Raw genomic sequence first — 23556 nt, forward strand, 5'->3', positions numbered from 1 at the left:
ACTCAACAGATTATTTATTCACTTTCACCATTGACGGTCTGATAACTTTGTCTTTCAGGATGTATCCTTTTTGAAGCTCTTCCACTATTATGTTCGAATCGAAGTTTTCATCCTCCGCCTGCATAACAGCATGATGAAGAGTGGGATCGAATTCCTTGCCCTCTGTCTCGATCTCTTCGACTCCTTGTGATGCAAGGGCAGCCTTCAGCTGGTTATATACCATGGTGATCCCATCCACCAGGCTGGAAGTAGCCTCGTTAACTTCTACTTGAAGCGCTCGTTCAAAATTATCAAGGGCAGGAAGCAGTTCAGTCACCAAGTCTTCCGATTTATATTTACGAGCTGCTTCTTTTTCCTTCTGTGTACGTTTTTTATAATTGTCGAACTCAGCTTGAATACGGAGCACACGGTCCTCGGCCTCTTGTTTTTCTTTCTTCAGCTGGTCGATTTGCTCTTGTAACGCATCAGTTTCGCTGTCTTCCGACTTCTCTGAGGATTCATCGCTGTCGATTACTTCAACGTCCTCAGATGCCTGGCCGGTCTGTTGTTCTTCCTGATTTTGTTCCTCTTCCAGTTGTTCACTCTTCTCTTGTTCTGCCAAACGTTCCACCTCCAATTTACAGTGACCATCATAGAATAAATCACTCATGGTTTTCAATTAATATGATGTCGTGAAACGGGACACCCCAGTCGCCCCGCCCCCTGAGTCCTGTGTCAGTCATTTTTCCGATGCCAATGGTATAGTGCATCGGTCATTTCATTAGAGAGCACGTTCATTAAAGTTATGACCTTTCTGTACTCCATACGAGTGGGACCGAGCAAAGCTATTGTGCCCATCTGCCCCTCTCCCAAATGATAGGCCGAGGTGATCAGACTGAGATCTTTGATTGCATCCACTGGATTTTCCCTGCCAATGGATACATGTAATCCGTCTGTCTTGTTCTTAAGAAGGGTGGCAATTTCTTCTTCCTGTTCCATGAGGGAATAGAAAGCCCTGATTTTCTCGACATCATTGAACTCGGGCTGCATCAATATGTTTGATTTCCCGCCAATATACAGTTTGACCGGCTGGTCGTGAAGGAATATAGCCCGTAAATATTCATGGGACCTTTCATACTCCTGTAAATATTTCTTCATCAGCTGATGGATCTCTGTATGAAAGAGCTCAGGCAAATGAATCAGTGGTACTCCGTGCAGCCGATCATTTAGAATATTAACCATCTTTTCCAAATCAGCCGGATTTATTTCAGCTGGAACGGAAAACGCGCGGTGTTCCACATGGCCGGTATTCGTGATCAAAATAGCAACCGCCGAATGATTCGTCAAGGTGACAATCTGCAATTGCTTCAATTTGGTTTCCACCAGTTCCGGCCCCAGTATGATGGATGTATAATTCGTCAAATCAGACAGAACTTCCGCAGACATCTGTACCAGCTGCTCAAGTTCGAAGAAACCATCTTCTATGAAATTCCGAATAACTTTGATACCTTCGTCCACGGAAGCGGGTTTGACTAAATGATCCACATAATAGCGGTACCCTTTTTCAGACGGAACCCTGCCAGAAGAGGAGTGGGTCTTTTCCAAATAGCCCATATCTTCTAAATCCGCCATTTCGTTCCGGATGGTCGCTGCACTGTATGGTATATCCTCTTTTTTTGAAATTGCACGAGACCCGACGGGATGCGCCGATTCAATAAAATCATCAATAATAACCTGTAGGATTAACAACTGCCTTTCTGTTAGCATGATAATCACCTCTGTTAGCACTCGAATTGATTGAGTGCTAAATCTAATAATAAATTATCAAATCCTTTTTTTATTGTCAATTAACAAGCTCCAAATCAGTCGGGCTGAGCATGAATTCTTCAAAAACTCGGTTTGCAAGCAGAAGACCATCATCTGTCAACTGCAACCCATTTTGTGTTTCTGCCATGAGTCCTTTATTTGCCATTCTCTTGATGGCTTGCCCATATAATTCTTCCAAAGGAAAACCGAATTTACGCGCAAAGTCGGCTTTGTCAATCCCATCTGCCTTGCGCAACCCTAAAAACATTTCCTCTTCTATTCTCTCTCTCAACCCAATCTCTTCCCTCTGAACTACCGGGTTTCCGTCCTGCTTGGATTGTTTGATATAGGCGGGAAGGGCGCCGAGATTGGCGGTTCTCTCGCCAGGAAGGTATCCATGTGCTCCTGCACCGAAACCAAAATAATGTTCATTCTTCCAATAAGTCAGATTATGCTTGCTTTCATATCCCGGTTGGGCAAAATTGCTGATCTCATATTGCTGTTTACCATGTTTTTGCATAGTCTTCCTCAGCAGCTGATACATTCTCACTTCTTCTTCCTCTGCCGGTAAAGTGAGCTGTCCTTTTTTACGCCGCTGATAAAAGACCGTTTTAGGCTCCACCTGCAAGGCATAGGTGGAATAATGCGGAAGATCGAATGCCAAGGCTTCATTCAATGACCGTCTGAAGTGATCAACCGACTGATTGGGCAAGCCGTATATCAAATCGAGACTTATATTGGTAAGCCTATTCCTCGTCAGTATGTCAACGGTGTCATAGACATCCTTTACCCTATGCAGTCTGCCCAATTGCTTCAGAAAATCATCATCCATTACTTGTACTCCGAAGGAAATTCTGTCAACTCCATTCTCTCTCAGAATTCTGGCCTTCTCGTCATCCAAGTCTCCGGGATTGACTTCAATAGAAAACTCTTTGAGATTGGGTACATTGAACTTTCGGTGGATCAAACGAAACAATGCCCCAAGCTGCTCACGATTGAGAGCTGTAGGAGTTCCTCCTCCGATGAATATCGTTTCCAGTTCATGCTGATCTCCTGGAAGGTAATGGTCCATTTCCTTTTCCAGAGCTTCCAAGTATTCAGTAGCACGGTTTTCTTTGTACATGAACTTCACAAAATCACAGTAGTAACATATCTGTGAACAAAATGGTATATGAATATACGCGGATTTTACTTGGTCCAATACTTGCTCCCCCCTGTCACCGAATATGGTGGTATCTTTACAAACATTTATTTTCTGGGCAAAGCAAAAAGGAAAACCTGGCGGCAATACAAGCATCCAGGTTCTCCCCTTCCCTTTTATATTAATCTTCATCATCCATTTGCAGCACAGCCATAAATGCTTCCTGGGGAACTTCTACGGAGCCCACCATCTTCATTCTTTTCTTACCTTCTTTCTGTTTCTCGAGCAATTTGCGCTTACGCGAAACGTCGCCACCATACAGTTTTGCGGTAACATCCTTCCGCATTGCTTTAATGGTGGACCTGGCAACAATTTTATTGCCGATTGCGGCCTGGACCGGTACTTCAAACTGCTGTCTAGGTATGAGACTCTTTAATTTTTCAGCAATTTGTTTCCCCCGTTCATAAGCAAAATCGCGATGAACGATAAAGGACAGAGCGTCAATCGTATCACCATTGAGGAGGATATCCATTTTCACCAGATTTGATGGCTGGTGACCGATCATTTCATAATCAAAGGAGGCATATCCCTTGGTATGCGATTTCAGCTGATCAAAGAAATCATAAACGATTTCTCCCAAAGGTATATGATAGATGACGTTTACTCGTATATCATCTAAATACTCCATATCTACAAACTGCCCGCGTTTTTTTTGGGACAGCTCCATGACGGAGCCGACATAATCATTCGGCACCATAATAGTCGCCTTCACAAATGGTTCGCGCACTTCATTGATCACCTGTGGATCTGGCATTTCTGACGGATTGTCTACATGGACCACTTCTCCGTCTGTTTTTTCCACTTCATATATCACACTTGGAGCTGTAGTGATCAAAGAGATATCGAACTCCCGCTCGATCCTTTCCTGGATGATTTCCATATGGAGCAGACCCAGAAATCCACAACGGAATCCAAAACCTAGGGCCTGGGAAGTTTCCGCTTCATATTGAAGGGATGAATCATTAAGTTCCAGCCTCTCCAAGGCATCTCTTAAAGAATTATAATCATTTGAGTCGACTGGATATAAGCCACAGAACACCATTGGATTCAATCTGCGGTATCCCGGCAATGGTTCTGGTGCAGGATTCTCTACATGAGTGATGGTATCACCCACCCGGGAATCTCCTACATTTTTGATGGAGGCTGTCAGGTACCCGACATCACCAACCGTCAGTTCATCCTTGTTCACTCGCTGAGGAGTGAAGACACCTATATCGTTCACCTCAAACTCTTTTCCGGTAGCCATCATCCTGATCTTATCCCCAACTTTAATTGACCCCTCTTTGACACAGATATAGGCAATAACCCCCCGGTAGGAATCATAGAGAGAGTCAAAGATCAATGCTTTCAATGGTTCCTCGGGGTCTCCCGCAGGTGCGGGGATAGTTTCAGTGACCCGTTCCAGTATTTCTTCAATACCAATATTGGATTTGGCCGATGCTAGAATGACATCTTCCGGATCGATACCAATCACATCAACCAGCTCTTCCGTCACCCTCTCCGGGTCTGCGCTCGGAAGGTCGATCTTGTTGATGACAGGGATAATCTCCAGTTCATTATCCAATGCAAGATATAAATTGGCCAAGGTCTGGGCTTCGATTCCCTGAGCCGCATCCACAACGAGAATAGCGCCTTCGCATGCGGCAAGACTTCTTGATACTTCATATGTAAAATCCACGTGACCTGGTGTGTCGATCAGATGAAAGATGAACTCTTCCTTATCTTTATTTATATATTTAAGCTGTACGGCGTTCAGCTTAATCGTAATTCCTCTTTCCCTTTCCAGGTCCATGGAATCAAGAAATTGTTCTTTCATTTCACGCTGGGTCAATGACTTGGTGTTCTCCAGTATTCGATCAGCTAGGGTCGATTTGCCATGATCGATATGTGCTATAATTGAAAAATTGCGTACATTCCGCTTTTTCTTCACCATCCGTGCTGTTCACTCCTGCCTTTCTTCTCCCTATCCATAAAGGGGGAAGCCTCAATTTTATCAAGGATAAGTACTAGGATTGATTATAGCAATAGTACTGGCTTTATTCAATGAAAAGAGATGTTCGGGTGTAAGAACTGCCAACAGATCATCCGTTCATACAAACAGTTCAGAGATCCCGTAAAGAATAGCCACCAGTGCTTCATAGAATCCCCTGACCACTACATCGAGTATTGTAGCTGCTTTATGAGTGAAGTGCTCGGGTTCTTCCAGATCCATCGTATTCCTCTTCGGGGCCTCTACAGGAACCTCCTCTTTCTCGATTGTTTCCTTTTCCACCACAGTGCTTGCAACTTCTCCGTATATATGCTTTGGATATCCGGATCTATCCATGCCATAAACCATTCCGCCCATAAAAAAAACAGCAAGTAATAAGATTACAATGATTGTCCGCATTCCCCGTCATTCCTCCCCATTAATTGCCGTCCACTGCTTCAGCATCCCAGTAAAATTCACTGAAAACTTCTGCAAGCGCATCGGCAGAACGGTACAGTTCATCCATATTATTTTCCACGCCTCCGAATTCAAGCAAGAGGGCATTCTCTGACAAGTCCTGATTGAACACGCCATTGGTTCCGGCACCCTTTTTCGGAAGCACTCCTCTACTGAGGCCTGGATACTTTTCTTCTATTAAATAATGAAGTTCCGTGGCAAATTCCAGATTCTGTTCATATGTCTCAAATTCCGCCCCGACGACAATCATGATTCGTGCATAGGATTCACCGTTGATTTCTTTCGTCGTATCTTCTCTGGATATGGAATCCCGGTGCAAATCAAATACATATTGAATTTGCTTATTGTTTGAGAACGCTTCTCGAACTACTTCCCTTGACGCTGTATAAGAAGAACCATAGTCCAAATCTTTTTGCTGTAGAACACTCATGATATCGGTATCATCCACTTGTGTACCAATCCCCTGTGCTTCGAGCTGATCGGCAAATCGCTCACTGACCTTTGTTATATTCACTTCTGGATGGTGCGCCAGATTTGGATCAGAAATATCCGGCAAATGCGGAAGAAATGATTCCCTGTTGTGCGAGTTATAGAGAAATACAACATCCTTATCTCCAGTTGTCGGGGTTGCTTCTGATTTATTTGTTGTCTCCTTTTTTTGTTGCCCTTCTTCTCCAACGACAACAGCTTCCCGCTCCTTAAGGACCTCTTCCAGTGGAGGAGACGACTCATATGGAAGGTTCGTATAATCTGTCCCTTCCCCTGCTATAAGGATATGATTATGAAAGATGGAAAACCCCGGGAGTTCGTTTCCGAGCAGACTCCTCGGATCATTAGGACGAATACTCGTAGCGATCTGCAGCAAGGAAGAAGGGAGTTCCGGCAATACACGTTCCTCAGGGAACACCTGATGGAAACTTCTATTTTCCATTCCCAGCAAATATAAGAATACGGATCCATCTATATCACTCGTCCACTCCGTAACCATATTGGAGGAAAAACGATAGGCGGGCTGAATGGTTGTCAGTATCCCTATAGTAATAAACAAGAAAAAAACACAGGCAAGGTATACCGCACTCTTTTTCAGAAAACCCCTGCCACCATGATAATTTCTATTTCTCATCAGCATGCAACGTCCCTCCTTTTGTTCACCCTTTTAGTAAACTCTATGAGGTGAATGCAGGAACTAGAACCGAATCTTTCATTTTCCTCTTTTTGATAGAGCACATAAGAGAGTCACCTTGTATAGTTGGCGAAATTATCGACATCCACCTGTTCATGCAGAGCAGCATTAAGACCATTGGCAATGACAGTTGCCATGTCCACCATGAATCCATCCACTTCCTTGGGTGTTACCATTAGATTATGCCCGATTGGCGTCAATACCTCAGATATCAGTTTCCTCTTTTCTTCCTCAGACAGCCCTCCTACTATTCCAAGGAAGGTCTTCCTTTTTTCCTCATCGGGAAGATCTTCTTCCGTATACTTTTTTTCACCAAAAGTCATCCCTGCCGGGGTCAATGATTTTGAAGGCTTGTCTTTTTCTGCCCACTCACGCCCAAAGTGTTTCAGCAAGAAATCAATAGTGTCACTGGTGATGGTGACAGCATCTACAACAGTTGGAACACCAATGGCCAGGGTAGGAATTCCAAGGGTTTCTTCACTCAGCTCTTTCCTCTTGTTCCCCACTCCCGAACCAGGATGTATTCCAGAATCAGAGAGCTGGATAGTCTCGTTGACTCGTTCAATTGAACGGGAAGCCAGGGCATCGATAGCAATTATGAAATCCGGCTTGAATTTTTCTACAATGCCAAATATGATATCACTCGTTTCCATTCCCGTTACCCCCATCACCCCTGGTGTAACAGCTGCAACAGGGCGGTATCCTTCAGATACGGTCTCATGTTCCATTTTGAACAAATGACTAGTCACCAGAACTTTTTCAACGGCCATTGGTCCCAGTGCGTCTGGAGTCACATTCCAATTTCCCAACCCTACGATCAAGCCGGTCCCATCCATGGGGATACCGTTTTTGGAAATCAACTCCTCCAATTCTTTTGCGAGTACTTTAGCAGCATCCTCCTGTCGTTTCGTATCCTGCTTTTTCACCCCATCTGCATAGATAGTGACATAGGAACCCGCTTTTTTGCCTAAAAGCTTCTCCCCTTCCTTATCGATATCGACATAGGAAATTTTGATATCATTCACTTCACGTTCCTTGATGGTTACCCCTTTTAACTGACTATCCTGTTGGCTGCTCTCCGATTCAACGTACATATCCTTTGCTTCTACAGCAAGGTCGGTTCTCACTTGATATACTTGATCCTTCTCTTCCATAACCAAATCACCCTTTAAATGATATTTGAGTATATAGTTAGAGTCTGCAAAGAGAGGAAAAACATACAAATTGAACAGCAGGATCATAAAGTTATTGAAAAGCCTGCCTTCCTCTGGTAAAATATCTTTTGTCCACAGACAAGCTGTGATATGCTTTTTTATTGCTCGTTGGAGAATAAAATGTTAGCTTTATAATCAGCTCTTTGGGAGGTGAAACCATGGCAAATATCAAATCTGCAATTAAACGTGTTGATGTTAATAACAAGAAGCGTGCTCATAACCAAAAAATCAAGTCAGAAATGCGCTCTCAAATTAAACGTCTCGAAAAATTAGTAGAGGCTAAGGATGTTGAAAACGCAAAAGCTCAACTGAACACAGCAGTCAAACAAATTGACAAGGCAGTTCAAAAAGGGCTTGTCCATCAAAACAACGGTAATCGTCAGAAATCCCGTCTGGCTCAAAAGGTCAACAGTATCACTGCATAATAAAAAAACGATCCACTACTGGATCGTTTTTTTATTATGCCTTTTTTATCGGAGAAATAAGCTGGTATAGCAACATTTCAAATGCAAGTCCTTTTTCCATTCCTCCCTGCTTCATCCGTTCATCTGCAATTGCCAACTCGTCCATAATCAATTTCAGCCTTTCGATGCTGAATTGCTTCTCCCTGTTTGCTGCTATTTTGACGACATAGGGATGGACACTAAGTTGTTTTTGCATTTGAGCTTGGCTGTACCCTTTCATCTTCAACAGTTTGACTCGAAAAATGGTGCGGAACTGAAAAGACAGCAACCCAATCAATGCAATTGGCTCTTCTTTCATTTTCTCCAGATCTTTATAAATGCTGATGGCTTTAGCCAAATCCTTCTCAATCACTGCATCAACCAACCGTAAGGAAGACGCATCCGTCGTATGTGACACAAGGTTCTCTGCTATATCTCTTGTCACCTTCCCATTCTCCCCTACGTAAAGTGCAAGTTTACTCAATTCACTTTCCAGCAATTGTAAATTGGAAGAGAGTTCGGTCTCAAAAATCTCATAAGCGTCTTCAGCAATCGTAATGTTGAACTGCTTTGATAACTCATTGATCCACTTAGGGACCTCATATTCTTTGACGGGATTGCACACAGCCACCTCCGCACTCTTTTTCAGAAGTTTGGAGATCTTTTTCCGTTCATCAAACTTTTCATATGGCGCAATCAACACTAGAACACTGTAATCAACCGGATTTTCCAGGTAACGTTCTAGTGCGTGTAAATCGTGCTCAACCGCCATCCGTTCTGGTTTTGCCTTTAAAAAAGCAGGATTATGGGCAAAGACCAGTTTCTTTTCACCAAAGAAAGGATAAGTCTCCACATCTCCAAGTACTTCTTGGATTGGGATTTCTTCTAAGTCATATACTGCAAGATTTTCCTTTTCTTCCCCCAGCACCTTACTGCTGATCAACTTCTCCAAATTATGTATAAAATAATTCTCTGTACCGTATAGTAAATATACAGGTGAGAGCTGCCCTTTTTTTACTTTGGTTACTGTTTCCATGTATGACATCCGCTTCACCTCATTTAGATATAGTATTAATGGTAAATGGTCGGAAGTGGATTGGCAAGCGTTAAAGGAAGGGGGAAGGTGCACCTGTTCCCCCTATGCAATCTATATGAACGCTTTCCGTGAAGCTCTAGAAACATCACCGAAAACGATGTTTTCTTACTTATATATTTCCCCCTCCATGCGAAAGTATAGTTGACAACTCTTTCTAGAAATGGAACAACTGGGAGAAGTGCACTTACCCATGATTCCAGACACAAATAAACGTGTGCAGTAGATTTTTTTACCGATTTATTTTATACTAGGGGTGACATAGGAGGGGTTAAAGTGAACGAATTCGAAAAAAATCCGCAATCGCAAAATCATGATGTATCTGATTCCATAATGGGCTTTGCTACCTCATTTATTTTCTTTTCCCTGATTTTTACAATCGGTGTAGTCATCAGTGTGGTAGGACGCTAAGCGCTCGCAATCAATGCATCAACAGTAATTATCTAATTGTTTTATCCGAAAGAGACTGGCAGCAGTCTCTTTTTCTATACCCGGGCTACTTTAGACTATGGTAAATAGTGAAAAAAAGTTCCCTGGGTTTCAGTAAAACGAAACTGTACCGCCCCATCCTCATCAGTCCTTAGTACAGTCGCTTCTGAAAGAGTGTCGATTACATCCTGTGTTGGGTGTCCATAGCGATTTTCTTTGCCCACAGATATCAAAGCATATTCCAGTGCCAGCGCATCTACAAACTCATGACTGGTTGATGTACTGCTGCCATGATGAGCCACTTTTAGGACCTCCACTTCAAAAAGAGGGTATTTTTCAACAAGCTCCCTTTCTTCTTTTGCTGTAATATCCCCAGTAAATAGCCAAGATTTTCCTCCTAATTCTGTATAAAAAACAAGTGAGTTTTGATTAGCGCTCTCACTATTATCTTCTGGCCCCCAAAAATAAAGCGATTGGTCACCAATCTGGACGACGTCGCCAGCCTGCACGTTTATATGGGTGATGCCTTGATGCAGCCAAGAAGTGAGCATTCTGCTATCTTCTTCATAAAAAGGACTAGTGATGACCGAGTCCAATTTTATCTCCTCCATTATGAATTCCAGGGAGCCATTATGATCGGTATCTTCATGGGTTAAGATCAATGCATCAAGTTTGCTGATTCCACGGGAATAAAGATAGGGCTTTATAACCTGCTTGAATATGCGTCCATCCGGTTTATGGTCGGTATAAGAAAAATGGGAGCCTGCATCTACCATGAATACCCCCCGCCTGTACGGAAGCTCGATTACAATAGCTTCTGCCTGGCCGACATCAAGCATCGTTACTCTACCTTCAGGTGAGAAATATGGCTGGAGCGGCTGGTATAAAACGATGGCAACAAGGCAGCAGCTATATACCACCGCTTCTTTCTTTTCTTGCTCCAACCTGGTCATGAATAGAAGAAAGCAAATGTAATATGCCCCGGTAACCCACAACGGCCAAGGCCCTGACACCAAGGGGAAGGAGAAATAAGTGTCCATCCATTCAATTAGGTGGATGACATTCGTATGCAACCAATTGAAACATAGATCCAATTTTTCTATAACAGCACCAGGTAAAAGAATAAGGAGTAATGAAAAAAAGCAAAGAGGAATGACGATCAGGGAAAAATATGGGACGATGAGGGAATTCAAGAGGATGGATAAAGGTTGGAAATAATTGAAAGAATTATACAGTAAAGGTAATATCATCAGTTGGGCAACAAGTCCGATTTTCAGAAGTTGGAAATAACGGGAAGAGGAATTGGATAACCAACTTGCAGAGAGAATCAGGGCAAACGTGACGGTAAAAGACAACTGGAAGCCAATATGATAAATGACAAACCTATCCCATAACATCAAAAAGAGAAAAGCAATACTCAGTATATCTGCTGTATAGAGTTTCCATTTGAGCTTTTTTAAGATGACAAGTATACAAATCATCATACATGCTCTTAATACCGATGGCTCTGCTCCTGCGATGAGAGCATATAAGGGGAAAAATATCAGGAGAAACCACTCTGCTTTTTCTTTGGTCGTGACAGTGAATTTTACAAGAAACATGTAAATGAAACCCGCAAGAAGACCGACATGCAAGCCTGAAATGGCAAGCACATGGGAAAGACTCCATCTCTGGAACAGTTCAATGGTCGCATCTGGTATCAGTGAATCATCTCCAAACACCAAAGCACTTGTCCACACAGCCATTTCACTTCCAAGCTTGTCATTCACCACCTTCAATAAGGCAGGGCGGACGCTGAAGAGGATAGAAATTGGATGGGAACCACCACAATCTATAGCTTCTTTTGAATCGAGAATGATCTGATAGGAGATGCCTTGACCATACAAGTAATCGGCAAAATCAAACTGGCCAGGATTGGAAGAACCTGAGGGGGCCTCCACCACTCCTTCTATTGTGCAATTCGCACCATATTTAGCCTCCTTTATAAGACCTGCCGGTTCAGACTCCGTAAACATAACGACATTGATAAGAGAAGACGTTTCCTGATGTCTGAACAGGAATTCACTTTTGACATCTGTGACAGATACACTACTGACTATATTGCCAGTATAGGGGGGGTTCAGAGGAGAAGAAAGCGATGGAGATGGATTGCCAGATGGCAAAAAAATGAGGAAAAAAGCCAGAGAAATCAGTGCAAGGACAATGGGAAGCCTATGCACACGTCCTGTAAGATATAAATAACCCATCCATAGGATATATACAGCAGGCATCCAGTAATTTCCCTGTACAGTCGCAAGAATTGCAGCCAGCCCAGCGCCAGCAGCAATATACCAGTAACCTCTCATTTCTCGGACTGTCCTGTCAGGTTCATCATTTTAACTGAAACATCTCTTCTGCTTCTCGAATTAATGCCGCTGACTCGGCGTCCCCCCTATCAGACAACTTATTTAATAACGAGCTTACCAATTCCTTCTTCTCTGTATAATTGGTATCCACTGCCAAATAGTTCAGCTCTACTTTAACTGTTTCTATGCCTGCCTCTTCAAACAACTCAATTGCATATGGATGGTTGTGGTAATCCTCTGCGTAATATACTGTTTTGATTCCGCTTTGTATCAGCTGCTTGCAGCATTGAAGACAAGGAAAGTGCGTAACATAGATGTCAGCATCATCTGTAGGCACACCGAATTTAGCACATTGTAGAAGGGCATTAGCTTCGGCATGTACAGTTCGGACACAGTGGCCGTCTATCACATAACACCCTTCATCCACACAATGTACACTGCCGGTGACGCTGCCGTTATAACCTCCAGCAATGATCCGTTTGTCTCGGACAATCGTAGCACCTACCATCAGCCTCGTACATGTACTCCTTAAAGATAAAAGGTGGCTTTGTGCCATGAAGTATTGATTCCATGAAATACGTTCCATATGTAGTCTCCTTCTTTTCTAGACTTTCTTACAATCCGTTGCTGTTTACCATTCGTGTATACCACAGGCGACATCTCCAGGGAGTTTAACTATGGACGGACACCGCTATATGCGAATACATACTCATAGTTTACACGGTGTTTTAATTAAAGGTCAATCGGGGCTTCAAGGGACTTGGATATGATCAAGCAACCCCTCCAGTGTCTTCTCTCCTATCCCGGAAATTTGAAGAAGGTCCTCAGCAGACTGAAACAAACCTTGCTCCTCCCTGTATTGCACAATAGCCTCCGCCTTGGACGGGCCAATGCCGCTGAGTCCTTGGATTTCCTCTGTGGTAGCATAATTGATCCTCAGCTTTTCCGGTGCTCCCTCAGACGCCCCATCATTCTGCAGAGGATCCATTTTTTCAGGAATCAGGACCATCATTTCATCTGTTACTTTCTGTGCCAGATTCACTTGTGACTGGTCGGCCCCCTCCGTAAAACCTCCCGCCATTTGGATAACATCATTCAGCCTTGCATCAGTGGATATTTCATAGACTCCTGGATCAGCGACCTCCCCTTTCACATCCACGATGACAATGCCAGACCCTTCCCTCACGTCCTCGTCCTGTTCCAGTGCTATGTGTTCCGCCGTTTGAACTTCCTCTGCAATCGGCTCATCAGAAGGTTGATTCATGATTAGGAAGAAAACTAATAGAAAAATGGGGAAAATCAGAAAGAGGGAACCTTTTTTCAAGTGGCTTAACATACGGGGTACACTTCCTTTGAATGAGTATGGGAAAACTGTAGTGTTTATTGCTATCTTTTTCGACACTCCTCCCAAGGAATCCTGCTACAGTAAAAGAGCCGGGATTTTCACATTATCCCGGCCTTTTTTCTGCTATAAAGAAAATTCTATCTGCTTCTTCCAAGTCATTCCCGTATTTTTCTAGAAAATCCCCTTGAACTTTTATATTTTCAAATCCACTGTCTGCCAAAAGTTTTTTAAAAAATTCAATGGAAAAGGTACGTTGATGATGATATTCATCGAACCGTTCATAGTTGCTTCCGTCAGCGGCAGCAAAGAATGTAAGGTCATGATGCATCTCTCCGGGATGGTCGCCCTCTGAGCAAAACCAAATATAAGAAGCATCCTCCATTACATCAGCGAATGTGTTATCGACCAACACGTTCTCAACATAAGATAACGAATGAACATCAAATAGAAAGAGGCCACCATCAGCAAGCATGGCAGCAATGTTACCGAATGCTTCTCTGAGATCTTGTGGATCTGTAATATAATTGATCACATCGCAATAACTGACTGCTGCATCATAGTCCCCATGGCCTTCCAGATCCCTTAGGTCTTGGCATACCCAGTGTATCGGATTGCTCCGAGACGTTTTATGTTCAGCATAGGTGAGCATATCTTCCGAGTAATCCACACCGGTCATGTCATAGCCTTTTCCAGCAAGACGCATGGTGATTTCGCCGGTTCCGCAACCTAGGTCGGCAACCTTATTTATCTCTTTCTCCGACAGCCTGAACACTTTTTCTGTAAAATCCAGCCATTGATCATAGGGAGCATGCTCCATCAGCCGATCATACAGATAGGCCATTTGCTGATAAGCCATAATTACCCTTCCTGACTGACATGCAGGGGTACAGGTGCTGCATCTCCCCACAAGCGTTCCAGATTGTAATAATGGCGTTCATCTTTATGAAAAACATGACATACGATGTCTCCAATGTCGACGAGTACCCAGCGAGCCTGTTCCAGCCCCTCGACCCTTGTCACGCTTATATCATGTTCATCCATTGTTTCTTTAATTGCTCTAGCAATTGCCTGAACTTGTCGTTCATTGCTTCCATGACAAATCATGAAGTAATCTGCAACCAGTGAGACCTCGTTCATATCCAGAGCAACAATATCCTCTGCCCTTTTATCGTCACAGGCCTCAGCAATCAGTTGGATAATTTCTTCATTTTTCATTAATTAAAGCCCTCCAGTTAATTTTCTAGTTAAGTCATTATATGCATGGAATGTGTCAGGGTAAACAAGCGCTTGCTTGTTTGTAAGAAAATGGATGGTATTTTTTGCTGCCATCCAGCAAGCCCTGACCAAATCTGTACCAGCTGCTTCCCTTACTTCTTGGACACCCGGAAAAGCTCTCCCCGGCTCGATATAATCAGCAAGGAAAATAACCATCTCCATCTTGGTCATGTTTGCTCTGCCAGTGGTATGATAATGAACCGCATTTTGTATATCGCGGTCCTTTAATCCATACTCATCTTCCAGCAGCAGAGCTCCTACGGGTCCATGCCATAATTCATGATGGTATTCCAGCAGATCCTGTGGCAGGCTGCTGTTGGCAATAAAATGTTTCAGTTCTTCTTTCGGACGGTATTTCGCATGGTCATGCCATACTGCAGCCAACTCTGCTTTATCCGCAGGTACCCCATAGCGTTCTGCAAGGACCACAGCCGTCTCTGCAACTCGCAAGGAATGATCATATCTATCCTTCGTCAGAAGTGGTCTGACTTGTTCTTTAGCTTCACTTATTCTCATAGAGTTCCTTCTCCTTAATATAAGCATAGACTGATTCAGGAATGAAATAGTTGACTGTTTTTCCTTCCTTAATCCGTTCCCTTATAAAGGTGGAAGAGACATCGATGATTGGCACTTCCACTTCCTTGACCGGATAAGGGCTGTCCAACCTATACCCTTTTCTCTTTGTTCCAGCAAAGGTGACCATATGAATCAACTCATCGATACGGTGCCAATTCGGCAGATATTCCACCATATCCGCTCCAATGATGAAAAAGAATTCAGTTTGTGGGTATCTCCTGCCCAGTTCCTGCATCGTATCGATAGTGTATGACTTGCCGGATCTTTCAATTTCCAATGTCTCCATTTTAAATGAATTATTGCCCGAGATAGCCCTTGAAAGCATATTTTTCCGATGTTCCGGACTTGATTTAGCCTCATTTTTATGTGGCGGAGTATAGGAGGGAATGAACCAAACCTCTTCAAGCCCCAGCGAGATACGTACCTCTTCGGCAATAATCAGGTGTCCTATATGAGGAGGATCAAAGGTGCCTCCTAAAATACCTACACGTTTCATACATCTCTCCTTACGGTAATTCAATCTGCTTATTTTCTTCCGATTCCCGGTATAATACGATATTGTTGCCGATAATCTGGACAATCTGCGCCCCGGTCCCTTCAGCAAGTTGTTCGGCAACTACATCCTTATCCTCCATACAGTTTTGCAGTATACTGACCTTGAGTAATTCCCTCTTTTCCAATGCTTCTCCAATTTGTTCTACCATATTTTCATTCACACCTGTCTTGCCAACTTGAAATATTGGCTTAAGCGGATTTGCCTGTGCCCTTAAGTATCTTTTTTGTTTGCCTGTCAGCATCGTATCATCCTTCCAAAATCTTCATTAGTTTATTATCCATTTCTTCGACATCTACATTCTTCCCTGTCCAGATTTCAAATGCATGTTGAGCTTGATACAGAAGCATCGTATGGCCAAGATGGGTGTCGGCCCCCAGTTCATCAGCCTGAAGGAGAAATGCCGTTTTCAGCGGTTGATAGACTATGTCACTTACAATCGCGCCCTGCTTGAGTCCGTCCAACGGCATGATCGAATGGTCGGTATACGGCTTCATGCCAACGGACGTAGTTTGAATGATGACATCATACTTTTTTAGTTGTTCCTGTGCATTATCCAAGTCAAGGACAGTTGTATGAACGGCACCCTCACTCAGTTCTGCTATTTCCTCCGCTTTTTTTGTTGTGCGGTTGGCAATATCAATATTCTCATAGCCTGCAGCCGCCATCGCATAATATATCCCTCTTGTGGCACCGCCCCCACCAATGAGCAGAATCTGCATCGAGGGGTTGACCGAGGGATAGTATGTTTTCAATGAACGCAGAAACCCGGTACCGTCTGTATTATATCCGATCCATTTTCCATTGCGTCGTACAACCGTGTTTACAGCCCCTGCTTTCACCGCATTTTTGTCTACTTCATCGAGAAACGGGAAGATCTTTTGTTTATATGGCACCGTGACATTAAAGCCATCAACTCCCATCCCTTTCAATTCCATGACTCTGTCCTCGAATGATTCCTCTGGTAGGATTTCAAACAACTGGTATTCTCCATTCATCCCAGCTTTTTCGAGAAATTGCTGATGAATCCAGGGGGAAAGGGAATGCTGGATCGGTGTGCCAATCAAAGCAAGCTTCAAATCCATTCATAAACCTCCTAGACCCATGATTTCCTGATGGAAACAGCCGACCCTTCCGGAATGTAAGCGGCTACGGACAGATCCTTGCCCGTAATGCTGACCCATCCCAATCCGGGAAAGACGATATCCATCTTTTCTTCTGTAATCCGGAACGTATGCTGCTTTAAAGCTGGGAGGCGCTCCATCGTCTCTTCATCTGGAGGCGCAAGGAGCTCACCAAGATGGTTAGCATACAGTTCATCTGCATTTTCTAGCTTCGTCCGGTGAATTGGCAGTCTATTGGAGAAATAACAGACAAATGACTCTCTCTCCCCCTTGATAAAGTCGAGCCTTGCCAACCCTCCAAAGAACAGTGTCTGCTGTTCATTAAGCTGATAAACACGAGGTTTCACCTCTTTATTAGGGGTAATCAGTTTCAAATCGCCTGCAGATACATAATGAGCCATCTGCTGTTTGTTTACGATTCCGGGTGTATCAATCAAGGCGCTTTCGTCATCCAGCGGAATCTCAATGAAACCGAGTGTCGTACCGGGAAAGTAGGAAGTGGTGATCACGTCATCCAGCCCGCTCGTCTGTCTGATCAAACGGTTGATGAAAGTCGATTTTCCGACGTTGGTGGCGCCGACAATATAGATATCTTCTCCACCTCTGTAGTGCTCCAATCCCTCAGCCAGGGAATCCAAACCGTGGCCTTTTGTTGATGAAATCAGATACACATCTTTCACCCTCAGTCCAGCCTCTTTAGCCTGTCTCCTCAACCACTGTGACAGTCTGCGCTTATTCGCTGATTTTGGCAGCAGATCGACTTTATTCCCTACCAATATAATTGGATTGTTTCCCACAAGACGAGGCAGGCTCTTGAGAAGACTTCCTTCCACATCAAAGATATCAATCAGATGCACGACCAACCCTTCCGTCTCCCTTATGCTGCTGACCATTTTAAGAAAATCATCATCTGTTATGGAGACGTCTTGAATTTCATTATAGTGCTTCAACCGAAAACACCGTTTGCATAAAACTTCTTCTCTTTCCAAAGAAGATGCCGGGGTATAGCCGGCCTCCTCTGGGTCAGTGGTCTGGATTTTCGCTCCACAGCCCTGACAAAAAATTTCCTCCATTTCTATTCCTCCCAGCTGATCTTACCTTTTTTGCGCATGTAACTTAAAATTCGGCGCTCTATTTTGCGATTGATCCTAGTCAATTTCCCATCTGTCTGTACAATAGGGACGACCAGTATTGTATAAAAACCTGCATAGTTTCCCCCTAACACATCTGTCAGCACTTGGTCGCCGATCACGACGACTTCGTCTTCTTTTAGCTCCATGCGTTTCGCAACTGTCTTGAACGCACGGCTTAATGGCTTTCTGGCACTGAACACGAAGGGGGTTTCCAGTGGTTCTGAAAAGATCTTCACCCTCTCCTGCTTATTATTGGAGATGATGGTCACTTTTATATCATGTTCTTTCATCAATTTGAACCACTGGATCACCTCAGGAGTTGCATCTTTGACATCCCAGGCAACCAACGTGTTGTCCAGGTCTGTTATGACTCCCCTTATCCCTTTTTCCTTAAGCGTTGCAGGATGAATATCAAATATACTTTTTACATGTTCGTTTGGCAGAAATAGACTTAACACTTCATTAACACCCCAATAACATCCATATCCATATTTTACTTATAAATCCTAATCCAATCCTATAATAACTTTTCTTATTAATAAAGCGAAACTACCTTAGGCATCCCCTCTTCTAGGTGAAAAACTTCCATTTTTGTATGGTAGGACACAATGTGGCATATGGAACACAAGGTTGATTTATGCATAAATCGTTCGACAAATTCCCACATAAACCTTCCTGTGGATAACTTTATACACAAAATCACAGGCTATGATTCCGACTAGAGATGCAGCTCACTCCTTTTGTGCACAGGTTATCTACAATTATGTGTAGATAACCTGTGCCTTGTCCGGTCTTGGGAATCATGGTAAGTTATAAATACTTCTGAACGAACTGAAGAAATTTGGGAGGGCGCCAATTATGAAACATTTGTCGGACGAACTATTACTTGAATCTTACTATAAAGCAAATGAATTAAATCTAAGCCCTGATTTTCTGTTATTGATGGAAGAAGAAATTCAAAAGCGTGATTTATGGTACAAACTGGAAGAATGTGTTTCAACAACAAATTAATTTTTTTATTCGACCTAGTTAATAGGAAGGAACGGAAACCACCCTCTATGATAGCCTTTATCATAGAGGTTTTTTATTTTTCTCCACCTATACTTGTGGTAAACTATCCCTTGGATAGATGCCTGTATACATACATCTGCCGTTAAATGGGAATGACAATGGCTATAATCAATAACGGCCAGACCGCAGCAGGAATTTGCGGATAGTGAGTATCAGTCTTGAGCCAAATAGTTAATGACAATAAGGAGGAATTCCACCCGATGATATTTGCAGTATTAGCTCCGCTTCTTGTGGCTTGCTTCATTCCTTTTCTAAGTAAAATGAAGCATAAGCTGCATACAGGATACTTTGTATTTTTTGTTCCCTTTCTTATATTCCTTTACTTCGTCCAGTTTGTAGGGAGTGACTTTACATCCCTCACTCAATCAACCAACTGGATGCCCTCACTTGGTGTAAATCTTGATTTTACTCTTGATGGTTTAAGCTTATTGTTTGTCCTGCTGATCAGTGGTATAGGTTCGCTGGTTGTGCTTTATTCCATCTTCTACCTAGACAAAGCAGAGAATTTGGGGCATTTCTATGTTTATCTCTTAATGTTCATGACAGCAATGCTTGGTGTTGTGCTCTCTGATAATGTATTTGTTCTTTATACTTTCTGGGAACTGACCTCCATTTCCTCGTTTCTGCTGATTGGATACTGGCATTTCAAAGAACGATCCAGGTACGGAGCACTTAAATCCATGATGATCACCATCTTCGGCGGGTTAAGCATGCTGGGGGCCTTCATTATTCTCTACGTTATCAGCGGCACCGCTAGTATCCAAGGAATGATCGCACAGGCAGATACAATCCTTGCAAGCAATTACCTTCCGCTCGTTCTTGTTCTGCTGCTCCTTGGTGCGTTCACCAAGTCTGCACAGTTCCCATTCCATATCTGGCTGCCCGATGCTATGGAGGCTCCGACACCTGTCAGTGCTTACCTGCACTCCGCTACCATGGTTAAAGCTGGAATCTATTTGATTGCCCGTTTTTCCCCGATTCTCAGCCTGTATGAATGGTTCTTTATAACTGTCAGTCTGATTGGAATCGTTACTCTATGCTGGGGTTCTTATATGGCCGTCAGACAAACAGATTTGAAGGCTATATTGGCATTCTCAACCATCAGCCAACTTGGTATGATTATGGCCATGTTAGGTTTTGGAACAGAGGCAGCAGTGTTTGCAGCTGTGTTCCACATCCTCAACCATGCAACTTTTAAAGGGAGCTTGTTCATGATTGCAGGGATTATTGACCATGAGTCCGGAACCAGGGATATCCGGAAGCTAGGCGGGTTCATGACTTTAATGCCCATATCAGCCACATTGGCCGTCTTTGCCGCCTTTTCAATGGCAGGACTACCGTTACCATTCCTTAATGGTTTCTACAGTAAAGAATTGTTCTTCGATTCCACGTTGGGTCTGGAAAACGCCAATATATTGAGTCAGGCCATACCTTACTTGGCAGTGTTGGGAAGTATCTTCACATTTGTATATTCTATGTATTTCTTCTTTGGGGTTTTTACTGGACCGAAGAAACTGGATCAGCTGCCAAAAAAACCGCATGAAGCTCCGATAGGCATGCTGATTTCCCCTGCTGTGCTCGTCCTGGGTGTCATATTGATCGGCCTGTTTCCCAACATGGTGAATGCGCCATTCCTTGTACACGCGGCACAGGCAGTCAACAGTGATGTGGAGTTTCATAAAGTCTATTTCTGGCATGGTTTGAACTACCCACCGATGATCATGTCATTAGTCGTGGTCGGAGCGGGGGCTGCTTTATACCTGACCAAGAGTAAATGGTCATCAGTATATCAAGTACTGCCCGGCACACTCAGTTTCAACAGAGTTTATGATTATATCATGGAGAAAATCGACATTTTTTCTACTAAAGTTACAACAGCCTATATGACCGGCTCATTGAAAACATATATGGCTATAATATTAGCGGCAACATTGGTAGTTACCATGGCTTTCATGTTTATAACTGATGGTTTCACCATGAGCACCGATGGTTTGGCGGAGATCACCGTTATTGAGACTGCCGTCGTTGTCATCATGAGCATTGCAGCAATCTCCACCATTTTTACGAAAAACAATTTAGCTGCAATCATTGTTGTTGGTGTCGTCGGTTATGGTGTGGCCATGCTGTTTGTCCTTTACGGAGCTCCTGATATTGCACTTACGCAGTTCTTGGTTGAGACCGTGACTGTTGCGCTGTTCCTCCTCTGCTTCTACCATTTGCCAAAGATGCGAAAAAGGTCGGAATCTGTCAGCGGCAAGGTCATCAAGTCCATTATTTCCATAGGTTTCGGATTGATGATGACATTGATTGCCATCTCAGCAACTAGCAGCAACGCTTTCGATGTGATTTCCGATTACTTCTTGGAAACCTCTTATAAGCTAGGTGGCGGTGACAATGTCGTGAACGTGATTTTGGTGGATATGAGGGGACTCGATACCTTATTCGAAGTTGCCGTCTTAGGTATTGCAGCACTTGCGATCTACAGCCTCATTAAACTAAACAAAGGGAAGGAGGCCGAATAATGGAGATTCTAACTTCCGTCCTGGCAGGAATATTATTCGCCACTGCCGTCTATAACCTATTACAGAAGCAGTTGCTTAGGATCATTATAGGAACAGTGCTGCTGACACACGGGGCACATATATTCATTTTCACGATGGGAAAATTGAAGACTGGCCAGCCTCCTGTTCTGACAGAAGGGGTAACGGAGTATACAGACCCACTGCCACAGGCGTTGATTTTGACTTCCATCGTTATCAGTTTCGGTGTCACCAGCCTGTTGCTGGTTCTTTCCTATAGGACTGCGCAAGAGAACAATACCGACAATATGGAACAACTAAGGGGAAAATCAAATGAGTAATTTAGCTGTATTACCGATCATCATACCGTTGATTTCCGCTGTGATTCTGATATTTTCCAATTCAAATGTCCAAATATCACGCGGGTTGACCAGGCTGTTTTCCATCATCAGCCTGGGGATATCCGGTTACATACTATGGTATGTAGCTGAAAATGGAACAGTTGTATTAGAAACAGGGGATTGGGCTGCCCCATATGGCATCATCCTAGTCATGGATGGATTGGCAGCTCTTCTTGTTTTCACCACAAATATCGTGGCAGTCGCATGTGCTTTCTATGCACCACACGCTGGACTTGGGGAAAAAGAAAGATTCTACTTCTACTCATTCTTCTTTTTCCTGATTACTGGTGTCTCTGGTGCATTCATCACGGGTGATTTGTTCAACCTGTTCGTATTCTTTGAAGTATTGCTGATGGCTTCCTACGCGCTGATCACGCTCGGAGGCGGAAAGACCCAGCTAAGAGAATCCTTAAAGTACCTTTTGATCAACTTGTTTTCGTCTATGTTATTTGTAACAGCCGTGGCAATGCTCTATGGAGTAGTAGGAACACTGAACATGGCCCATATCGCACAGCGTGTGCAGGAAGTGGAACAACAGGGAATTCTGACAACCATCGCGATACTGCTGTTCTTCGTGTTTGCCACCAAGGCAGCAGTATTCCCGTTGTACTACTGGCTGCCACATTCCTATATTCAGCCTAATGTTGTAGTTTCCGCACTATTTGGTGCCCTTTTGACAAAAGTAGGAATCTATTCAATTCTTCGGGTATTCACGTTGATATTCGTTCACCAGGTAGAACTGACCCATGAGCTTTTCATCTGGATTGCAGGTTTATCCATGGTTTTTGGTGTGATTGGCGCTCTCTCCACCAACAATATTAAATTGATCATTGCGTATAACATCATCCCGGCTATCGGCTTCGTCTTGTTGGGAATTGCCGTATTAAACCAAGATGGTATAAGTGGTTCTGTTTATTACCTTGTACACGATATGATCATTAAAACTGCTCTATTTCTACTGGTGGGTATCATCGCATATGTTGCCGGAACTTCTGACTTGAAAAAAATGGGCGGTTTGATCCATCACTATCCCCTGCTCGGATGGCTTCTGTTTCTCTCAGGTCTTGTGTTGGCAGGAATCCCGCCCTTCAGCGGATTCATAGGCAAGCTTCTCCTTCTTCAAGGAGCGGTAGAAGCAAATGAAATAGTTATCTTGCTTGTCGGATTACTGACCAGTCTGCTGATTTTGTACTCTATTGTGAAGATATTTATTCGCGGATTCTGGGGAGATAAAGAACCGATGGCTCATACAGCAGGGAAATCGACAAAAGGACTGCTTGTTCCTGTCGCCTTCCTCCTTGCTCTATCCGTTCTCCTCGGTGTGGGGGCTGAACTCTTCTACCCATTAGTAGAAGGGATTGCAGCAGAATTGGTTGATCCGCAAATTTATATCGATTCAGTATTAAAGGAGTAGTGGAAA

The 23556-nt window shown here is 43.5% G+C and carries 25 protein-coding genes; 6 read left to right on the forward strand and 19 right to left on the reverse strand.

The genetic code is table 11. The annotated features are described in order from the left end of the window. Positions 1 to 10 precede the first annotated feature (10 nt). From grpE to gpr, 7 genes are all read right to left on the reverse strand, one after another. Positions 11 to 601 (reverse strand): nucleotide exchange factor GrpE, encoded by a 591-nt coding sequence (gene grpE / locus ACFOGI_RS02445; protein WP_390267866.1) that lies wholly within the window; start codon positions 599 to 601, stop codon positions 11 to 13. A 113-nt stretch (positions 602 to 714) separates the two neighbouring features. Beyond that, complete coding sequence (hrcA, locus tag ACFOGI_RS02450; protein WP_390267869.1) at positions 715 to 1746, reverse strand: heat-inducible transcriptional repressor HrcA; 1032 nt, start codon at positions 1744 to 1746, stop codon at positions 715 to 717. A 76-nt stretch (positions 1747 to 1822) separates the two neighbouring features. Next, complete coding sequence (gene hemW / locus ACFOGI_RS02455) at positions 1823 to 2986, reverse strand: radical SAM family heme chaperone HemW (RefSeq protein ID WP_390267872.1); 1164 nt, start codon at positions 2984 to 2986, stop codon at positions 1823 to 1825. A 121-nt stretch (positions 2987 to 3107) separates the two neighbouring features. After that, the gene (gene lepA, locus ACFOGI_RS02460; RefSeq protein WP_390267875.1) at positions 3108 to 4919 is read right to left on the reverse strand and encodes a translation elongation factor 4; all 1812 of its coding nucleotides are present in this window, start codon (positions 4917 to 4919) and stop codon (positions 3108 to 3110) included. A 156-nt stretch (positions 4920 to 5075) separates the two neighbouring features. Beyond that, positions 5076 to 5375 carry a hypothetical protein gene (locus tag ACFOGI_RS02465; RefSeq protein WP_390267878.1) on the reverse strand — a complete coding sequence of 100 codons (300 nt, stop codon included), beginning with the start codon at positions 5373 to 5375 and terminating at the stop codon, positions 5076 to 5078. A gap of 19 nt (positions 5376 to 5394) precedes the next feature. After that, entirely contained in the window at positions 5395 to 6561 is a 1167-nt protein-coding gene (gene spoIIP / locus ACFOGI_RS02470; RefSeq protein ID WP_390267881.1) for a stage II sporulation protein P, read from the reverse strand. A gap of 107 nt (positions 6562 to 6668) precedes the next feature. Next, entirely contained in the window at positions 6669 to 7769 is a 1101-nt protein-coding gene (gene gpr / locus ACFOGI_RS02475) for a GPR endopeptidase (RefSeq protein ID WP_390267884.1), read from the reverse strand. 218 nt (positions 7770 to 7987) lie between these two features. Here gpr and rpsT point away from each other — a divergent pair, with 218 nt between their 5' ends. Further along, positions 7988 to 8254: a 30S ribosomal protein S20 gene (gene rpsT / locus ACFOGI_RS02480; RefSeq protein ID WP_390267887.1), complete on the forward strand. Its 267-nt coding sequence runs from the start codon at positions 7988 to 7990 to the stop codon at positions 8252 to 8254. A gap of 34 nt (positions 8255 to 8288) precedes the next feature. Here rpsT and holA read toward each other — a convergent pair whose 3' ends face one another. After that, the gene (gene holA / locus ACFOGI_RS02485; protein ID WP_390267890.1) at positions 8289 to 9317 is read right to left on the reverse strand and encodes a DNA polymerase III subunit delta; all 1029 of its coding nucleotides are present in this window, start codon (positions 9315 to 9317) and stop codon (positions 8289 to 8291) included. Positions 9318 to 9641: 324 nt separating this feature from the next. Between holA and ACFOGI_RS02490 the strand changes: the two genes are divergently transcribed. Beyond that, positions 9642 to 9776 carry a YqzM family protein gene (locus tag ACFOGI_RS02490; protein ID WP_390267893.1) on the forward strand — a complete coding sequence of 45 codons (135 nt, stop codon included), beginning with the start codon at positions 9642 to 9644 and terminating at the stop codon, positions 9774 to 9776. 95 nt (positions 9777 to 9871) lie between these two features. Here ACFOGI_RS02490 and ACFOGI_RS02495 read toward each other — a convergent pair whose 3' ends face one another. The 11 genes from ACFOGI_RS02495 to ACFOGI_RS02545 form a co-directional block, all read right to left on the reverse strand. Further along, positions 9872 to 12139, reverse strand: coding sequence for a DNA internalization-related competence protein ComEC/Rec2 (locus ACFOGI_RS02495; protein ID WP_390267896.1), 2268 nt, complete (start codon positions 12137 to 12139; stop codon positions 9872 to 9874). Positions 12140 to 12164: 25 nt separating this feature from the next. Then, on the reverse strand, positions 12165 to 12725 hold the full coding sequence (locus ACFOGI_RS02500) for a ComE operon protein 2 (RefSeq protein ID WP_390267899.1): 561 nt from the start codon (positions 12723 to 12725) through the stop codon (positions 12165 to 12167). A 165-nt stretch (positions 12726 to 12890) separates the two neighbouring features. After that, positions 12891 to 13475, reverse strand: coding sequence for a helix-hairpin-helix domain-containing protein (locus tag ACFOGI_RS02505; protein WP_390267902.1), 585 nt, complete (start codon positions 13473 to 13475; stop codon positions 12891 to 12893). A 112-nt stretch (positions 13476 to 13587) separates the two neighbouring features. Further along, entirely contained in the window at positions 13588 to 14340 is a 753-nt protein-coding gene (locus tag ACFOGI_RS02510) for a class I SAM-dependent DNA methyltransferase (protein ID WP_390267904.1), read from the reverse strand. Between the two features lie 2 nt (positions 14341 to 14342). Further along, on the reverse strand, positions 14343 to 14699 hold the full coding sequence (gene rsfS, locus ACFOGI_RS02515; protein ID WP_390267907.1) for a ribosome silencing factor: 357 nt from the start codon (positions 14697 to 14699) through the stop codon (positions 14343 to 14345). A gap of 3 nt (positions 14700 to 14702) precedes the next feature. Continuing rightward, entirely contained in the window at positions 14703 to 15275 is a 573-nt protein-coding gene (gene yqeK, locus ACFOGI_RS02520; RefSeq protein WP_390267910.1) for a bis(5'-nucleosyl)-tetraphosphatase (symmetrical) YqeK, read from the reverse strand. Further along, the gene (locus ACFOGI_RS02525) at positions 15262 to 15831 is read right to left on the reverse strand and encodes a nicotinate-nucleotide adenylyltransferase (protein ID WP_390267913.1); all 570 of its coding nucleotides are present in this window, start codon (positions 15829 to 15831) and stop codon (positions 15262 to 15264) included. The genes yqeK and ACFOGI_RS02525 overlap by 14 nt, the downstream gene beginning before the upstream one ends. 10 nt (positions 15832 to 15841) lie before the next feature. Continuing rightward, a complete protein-coding gene (gene yhbY / locus ACFOGI_RS02530) occupies positions 15842 to 16132 on the reverse strand; it encodes a ribosome assembly RNA-binding protein YhbY (RefSeq protein WP_390267916.1) in 291 nt (96 codons plus the stop codon). 4 nt (positions 16133 to 16136) lie between these two features. Further along, on the reverse strand, positions 16137 to 16973 hold the full coding sequence (gene aroE / locus ACFOGI_RS02535) for a shikimate dehydrogenase (RefSeq protein WP_390267919.1): 837 nt from the start codon (positions 16971 to 16973) through the stop codon (positions 16137 to 16139). An 11-nt stretch (positions 16974 to 16984) separates the two neighbouring features. After that, positions 16985 to 18085: a ribosome biogenesis GTPase YqeH gene (gene yqeH / locus ACFOGI_RS02540; RefSeq protein WP_390267922.1), complete on the reverse strand. Its 1101-nt coding sequence runs from the start codon at positions 18083 to 18085 to the stop codon at positions 16985 to 16987. Between the two features lie 2 nt (positions 18086 to 18087). After that, positions 18088 to 18603, reverse strand: a complete 516-nt coding sequence (locus ACFOGI_RS02545; protein WP_390267925.1) for a YqeG family HAD IIIA-type phosphatase — start codon at positions 18601 to 18603, stop codon at positions 18088 to 18090. Between the two features lie 400 nt (positions 18604 to 19003). On the opposite strand from ACFOGI_RS02545, the gene sda reads away from it, so the two are divergent. The 4 genes from sda (at position 19004) to ACFOGI_RS02565 (ending at position 23550) form a co-directional block, all read left to right on the forward strand. Beyond that, entirely contained in the window at positions 19004 to 19156 is a 153-nt protein-coding gene (sda, locus tag ACFOGI_RS02550; protein ID WP_390267928.1) for a sporulation histidine kinase inhibitor Sda, read from the forward strand. Between the two features lie 260 nt (positions 19157 to 19416). Continuing rightward, positions 19417 to 21738 (forward strand): Na+/H+ antiporter subunit A, encoded by a 2322-nt coding sequence (locus tag ACFOGI_RS02555; protein WP_390267930.1) that lies wholly within the window; start codon positions 19417 to 19419, stop codon positions 21736 to 21738. Beyond that, the gene (locus ACFOGI_RS02560) at positions 21738 to 22076 is read left to right on the forward strand and encodes a Na(+)/H(+) antiporter subunit C (RefSeq protein ID WP_390267932.1); all 339 of its coding nucleotides are present in this window, start codon (positions 21738 to 21740) and stop codon (positions 22074 to 22076) included. The genes ACFOGI_RS02555 and ACFOGI_RS02560 overlap by 1 nt, the downstream gene beginning before the upstream one ends. Next, a complete protein-coding gene (locus ACFOGI_RS02565; RefSeq protein WP_390267934.1) occupies positions 22069 to 23550 on the forward strand; it encodes a Na+/H+ antiporter subunit D in 1482 nt (493 codons plus the stop codon). Before ACFOGI_RS02560 ends, ACFOGI_RS02565 begins: the two co-directional genes overlap by 8 nt. Positions 23551 to 23556 lie beyond the last annotated feature (6 nt).

The sequence above is a fragment of the Virgibacillus xinjiangensis genome (genome assembly GCF_042643145.1).
Lineage (GTDB): Bacteria > Bacillota > Bacilli > Bacillales > Amphibacillaceae > Virgibacillus_O > Virgibacillus_O xinjiangensis.

Excerpts from the sequence above, each read along its gene's own strand:
- rpsT (WP_390267887.1), top strand. The coding sequence starts at position 7,988 with ATGGCAAATATCAAATCTGCAATTAAACGTGTTGATGTTAATAACAAG.
- spoIIP (WP_390267881.1), bottom strand. The coding sequence starts at position 6,561 with ATGCTGATGAGAAATAGAAATTATCATGGTGGCAGGGGTTTTCTGAAA.
- holA (WP_390267890.1), bottom strand. The coding sequence starts at position 9,317 with ATGTCATACATGGAAACAGTAACCAAAGTAAAAAAAGGGCAGCTCTCA.
- aroE (WP_390267919.1), bottom strand. The coding sequence starts at position 16,973 with ATGGATTTGAAGCTTGCTTTGATTGGCACACCGATCCAGCATTCCCTT.
- ACFOGI_RS02495 (WP_390267896.1), bottom strand. The coding sequence starts at position 12,139 with ATGAGAGGTTACTGGTATATTGCTGCTGGCGCTGGGCTGGCTGCAATT.
- gpr (WP_390267884.1), bottom strand. The coding sequence starts at position 7,769 with ATGGAAGAGAAGGATCAAGTATATCAAGTGAGAACCGACCTTGCTGTA.
- ACFOGI_RS02505 (WP_390267902.1), bottom strand. The coding sequence starts at position 13,475 with ATGTTAAGCCACTTGAAAAAAGGTTCCCTCTTTCTGATTTTCCCCATT.
- ACFOGI_RS02565 (WP_390267934.1), top strand. The coding sequence starts at position 22,069 with ATGAGTAATTTAGCTGTATTACCGATCATCATACCGTTGATTTCCGCT.
- yqeH (WP_390267922.1), bottom strand. The coding sequence starts at position 18,085 with ATGGAGGAAATTTTTTGTCAGGGCTGTGGAGCGAAAATCCAGACCACT.
- ACFOGI_RS02555 (WP_390267930.1), top strand. The coding sequence starts at position 19,417 with ATGATATTTGCAGTATTAGCTCCGCTTCTTGTGGCTTGCTTCATTCCT.
- hrcA (WP_390267869.1), bottom strand. The coding sequence starts at position 1,746 with ATGCTAACAGAAAGGCAGTTGTTAATCCTACAGGTTATTATTGATGAT.
- ACFOGI_RS02465 (WP_390267878.1), bottom strand. The coding sequence starts at position 5,375 with ATGCGGACAATCATTGTAATCTTATTACTTGCTGTTTTTTTTATGGGC.
- ACFOGI_RS02500 (WP_390267899.1), bottom strand. The coding sequence starts at position 12,725 with ATGGAACGTATTTCATGGAATCAATACTTCATGGCACAAAGCCACCTT.
- yqeK (WP_390267910.1), bottom strand. The coding sequence starts at position 15,275 with ATGAGAATAAGTGAAGCTAAAGAACAAGTCAGACCACTTCTGACGAAG.
- yhbY (WP_390267916.1), bottom strand. The coding sequence starts at position 16,132 with ATGCTGACAGGCAAACAAAAAAGATACTTAAGGGCACAGGCAAATCCG.
- sda (WP_390267928.1), top strand. The coding sequence starts at position 19,004 with ATGAAACATTTGTCGGACGAACTATTACTTGAATCTTACTATAAAGCA.
- ACFOGI_RS02525 (WP_390267913.1), bottom strand. The coding sequence starts at position 15,831 with ATGAAACGTGTAGGTATTTTAGGAGGCACCTTTGATCCTCCTCATATA.
- ACFOGI_RS02510 (WP_390267904.1), bottom strand. The coding sequence starts at position 14,340 with ATGGCTTATCAGCAAATGGCCTATCTGTATGATCGGCTGATGGAGCAT.
- rsfS (WP_390267907.1), bottom strand. The coding sequence starts at position 14,699 with ATGAAAAATGAAGAAATTATCCAACTGATTGCTGAGGCCTGTGACGAT.
- lepA (WP_390267875.1), bottom strand. The coding sequence starts at position 4,919 with ATGGTGAAGAAAAAGCGGAATGTACGCAATTTTTCAATTATAGCACAT.
- ACFOGI_RS02560 (WP_390267932.1), top strand. The coding sequence starts at position 21,738 with ATGGAGATTCTAACTTCCGTCCTGGCAGGAATATTATTCGCCACTGCC.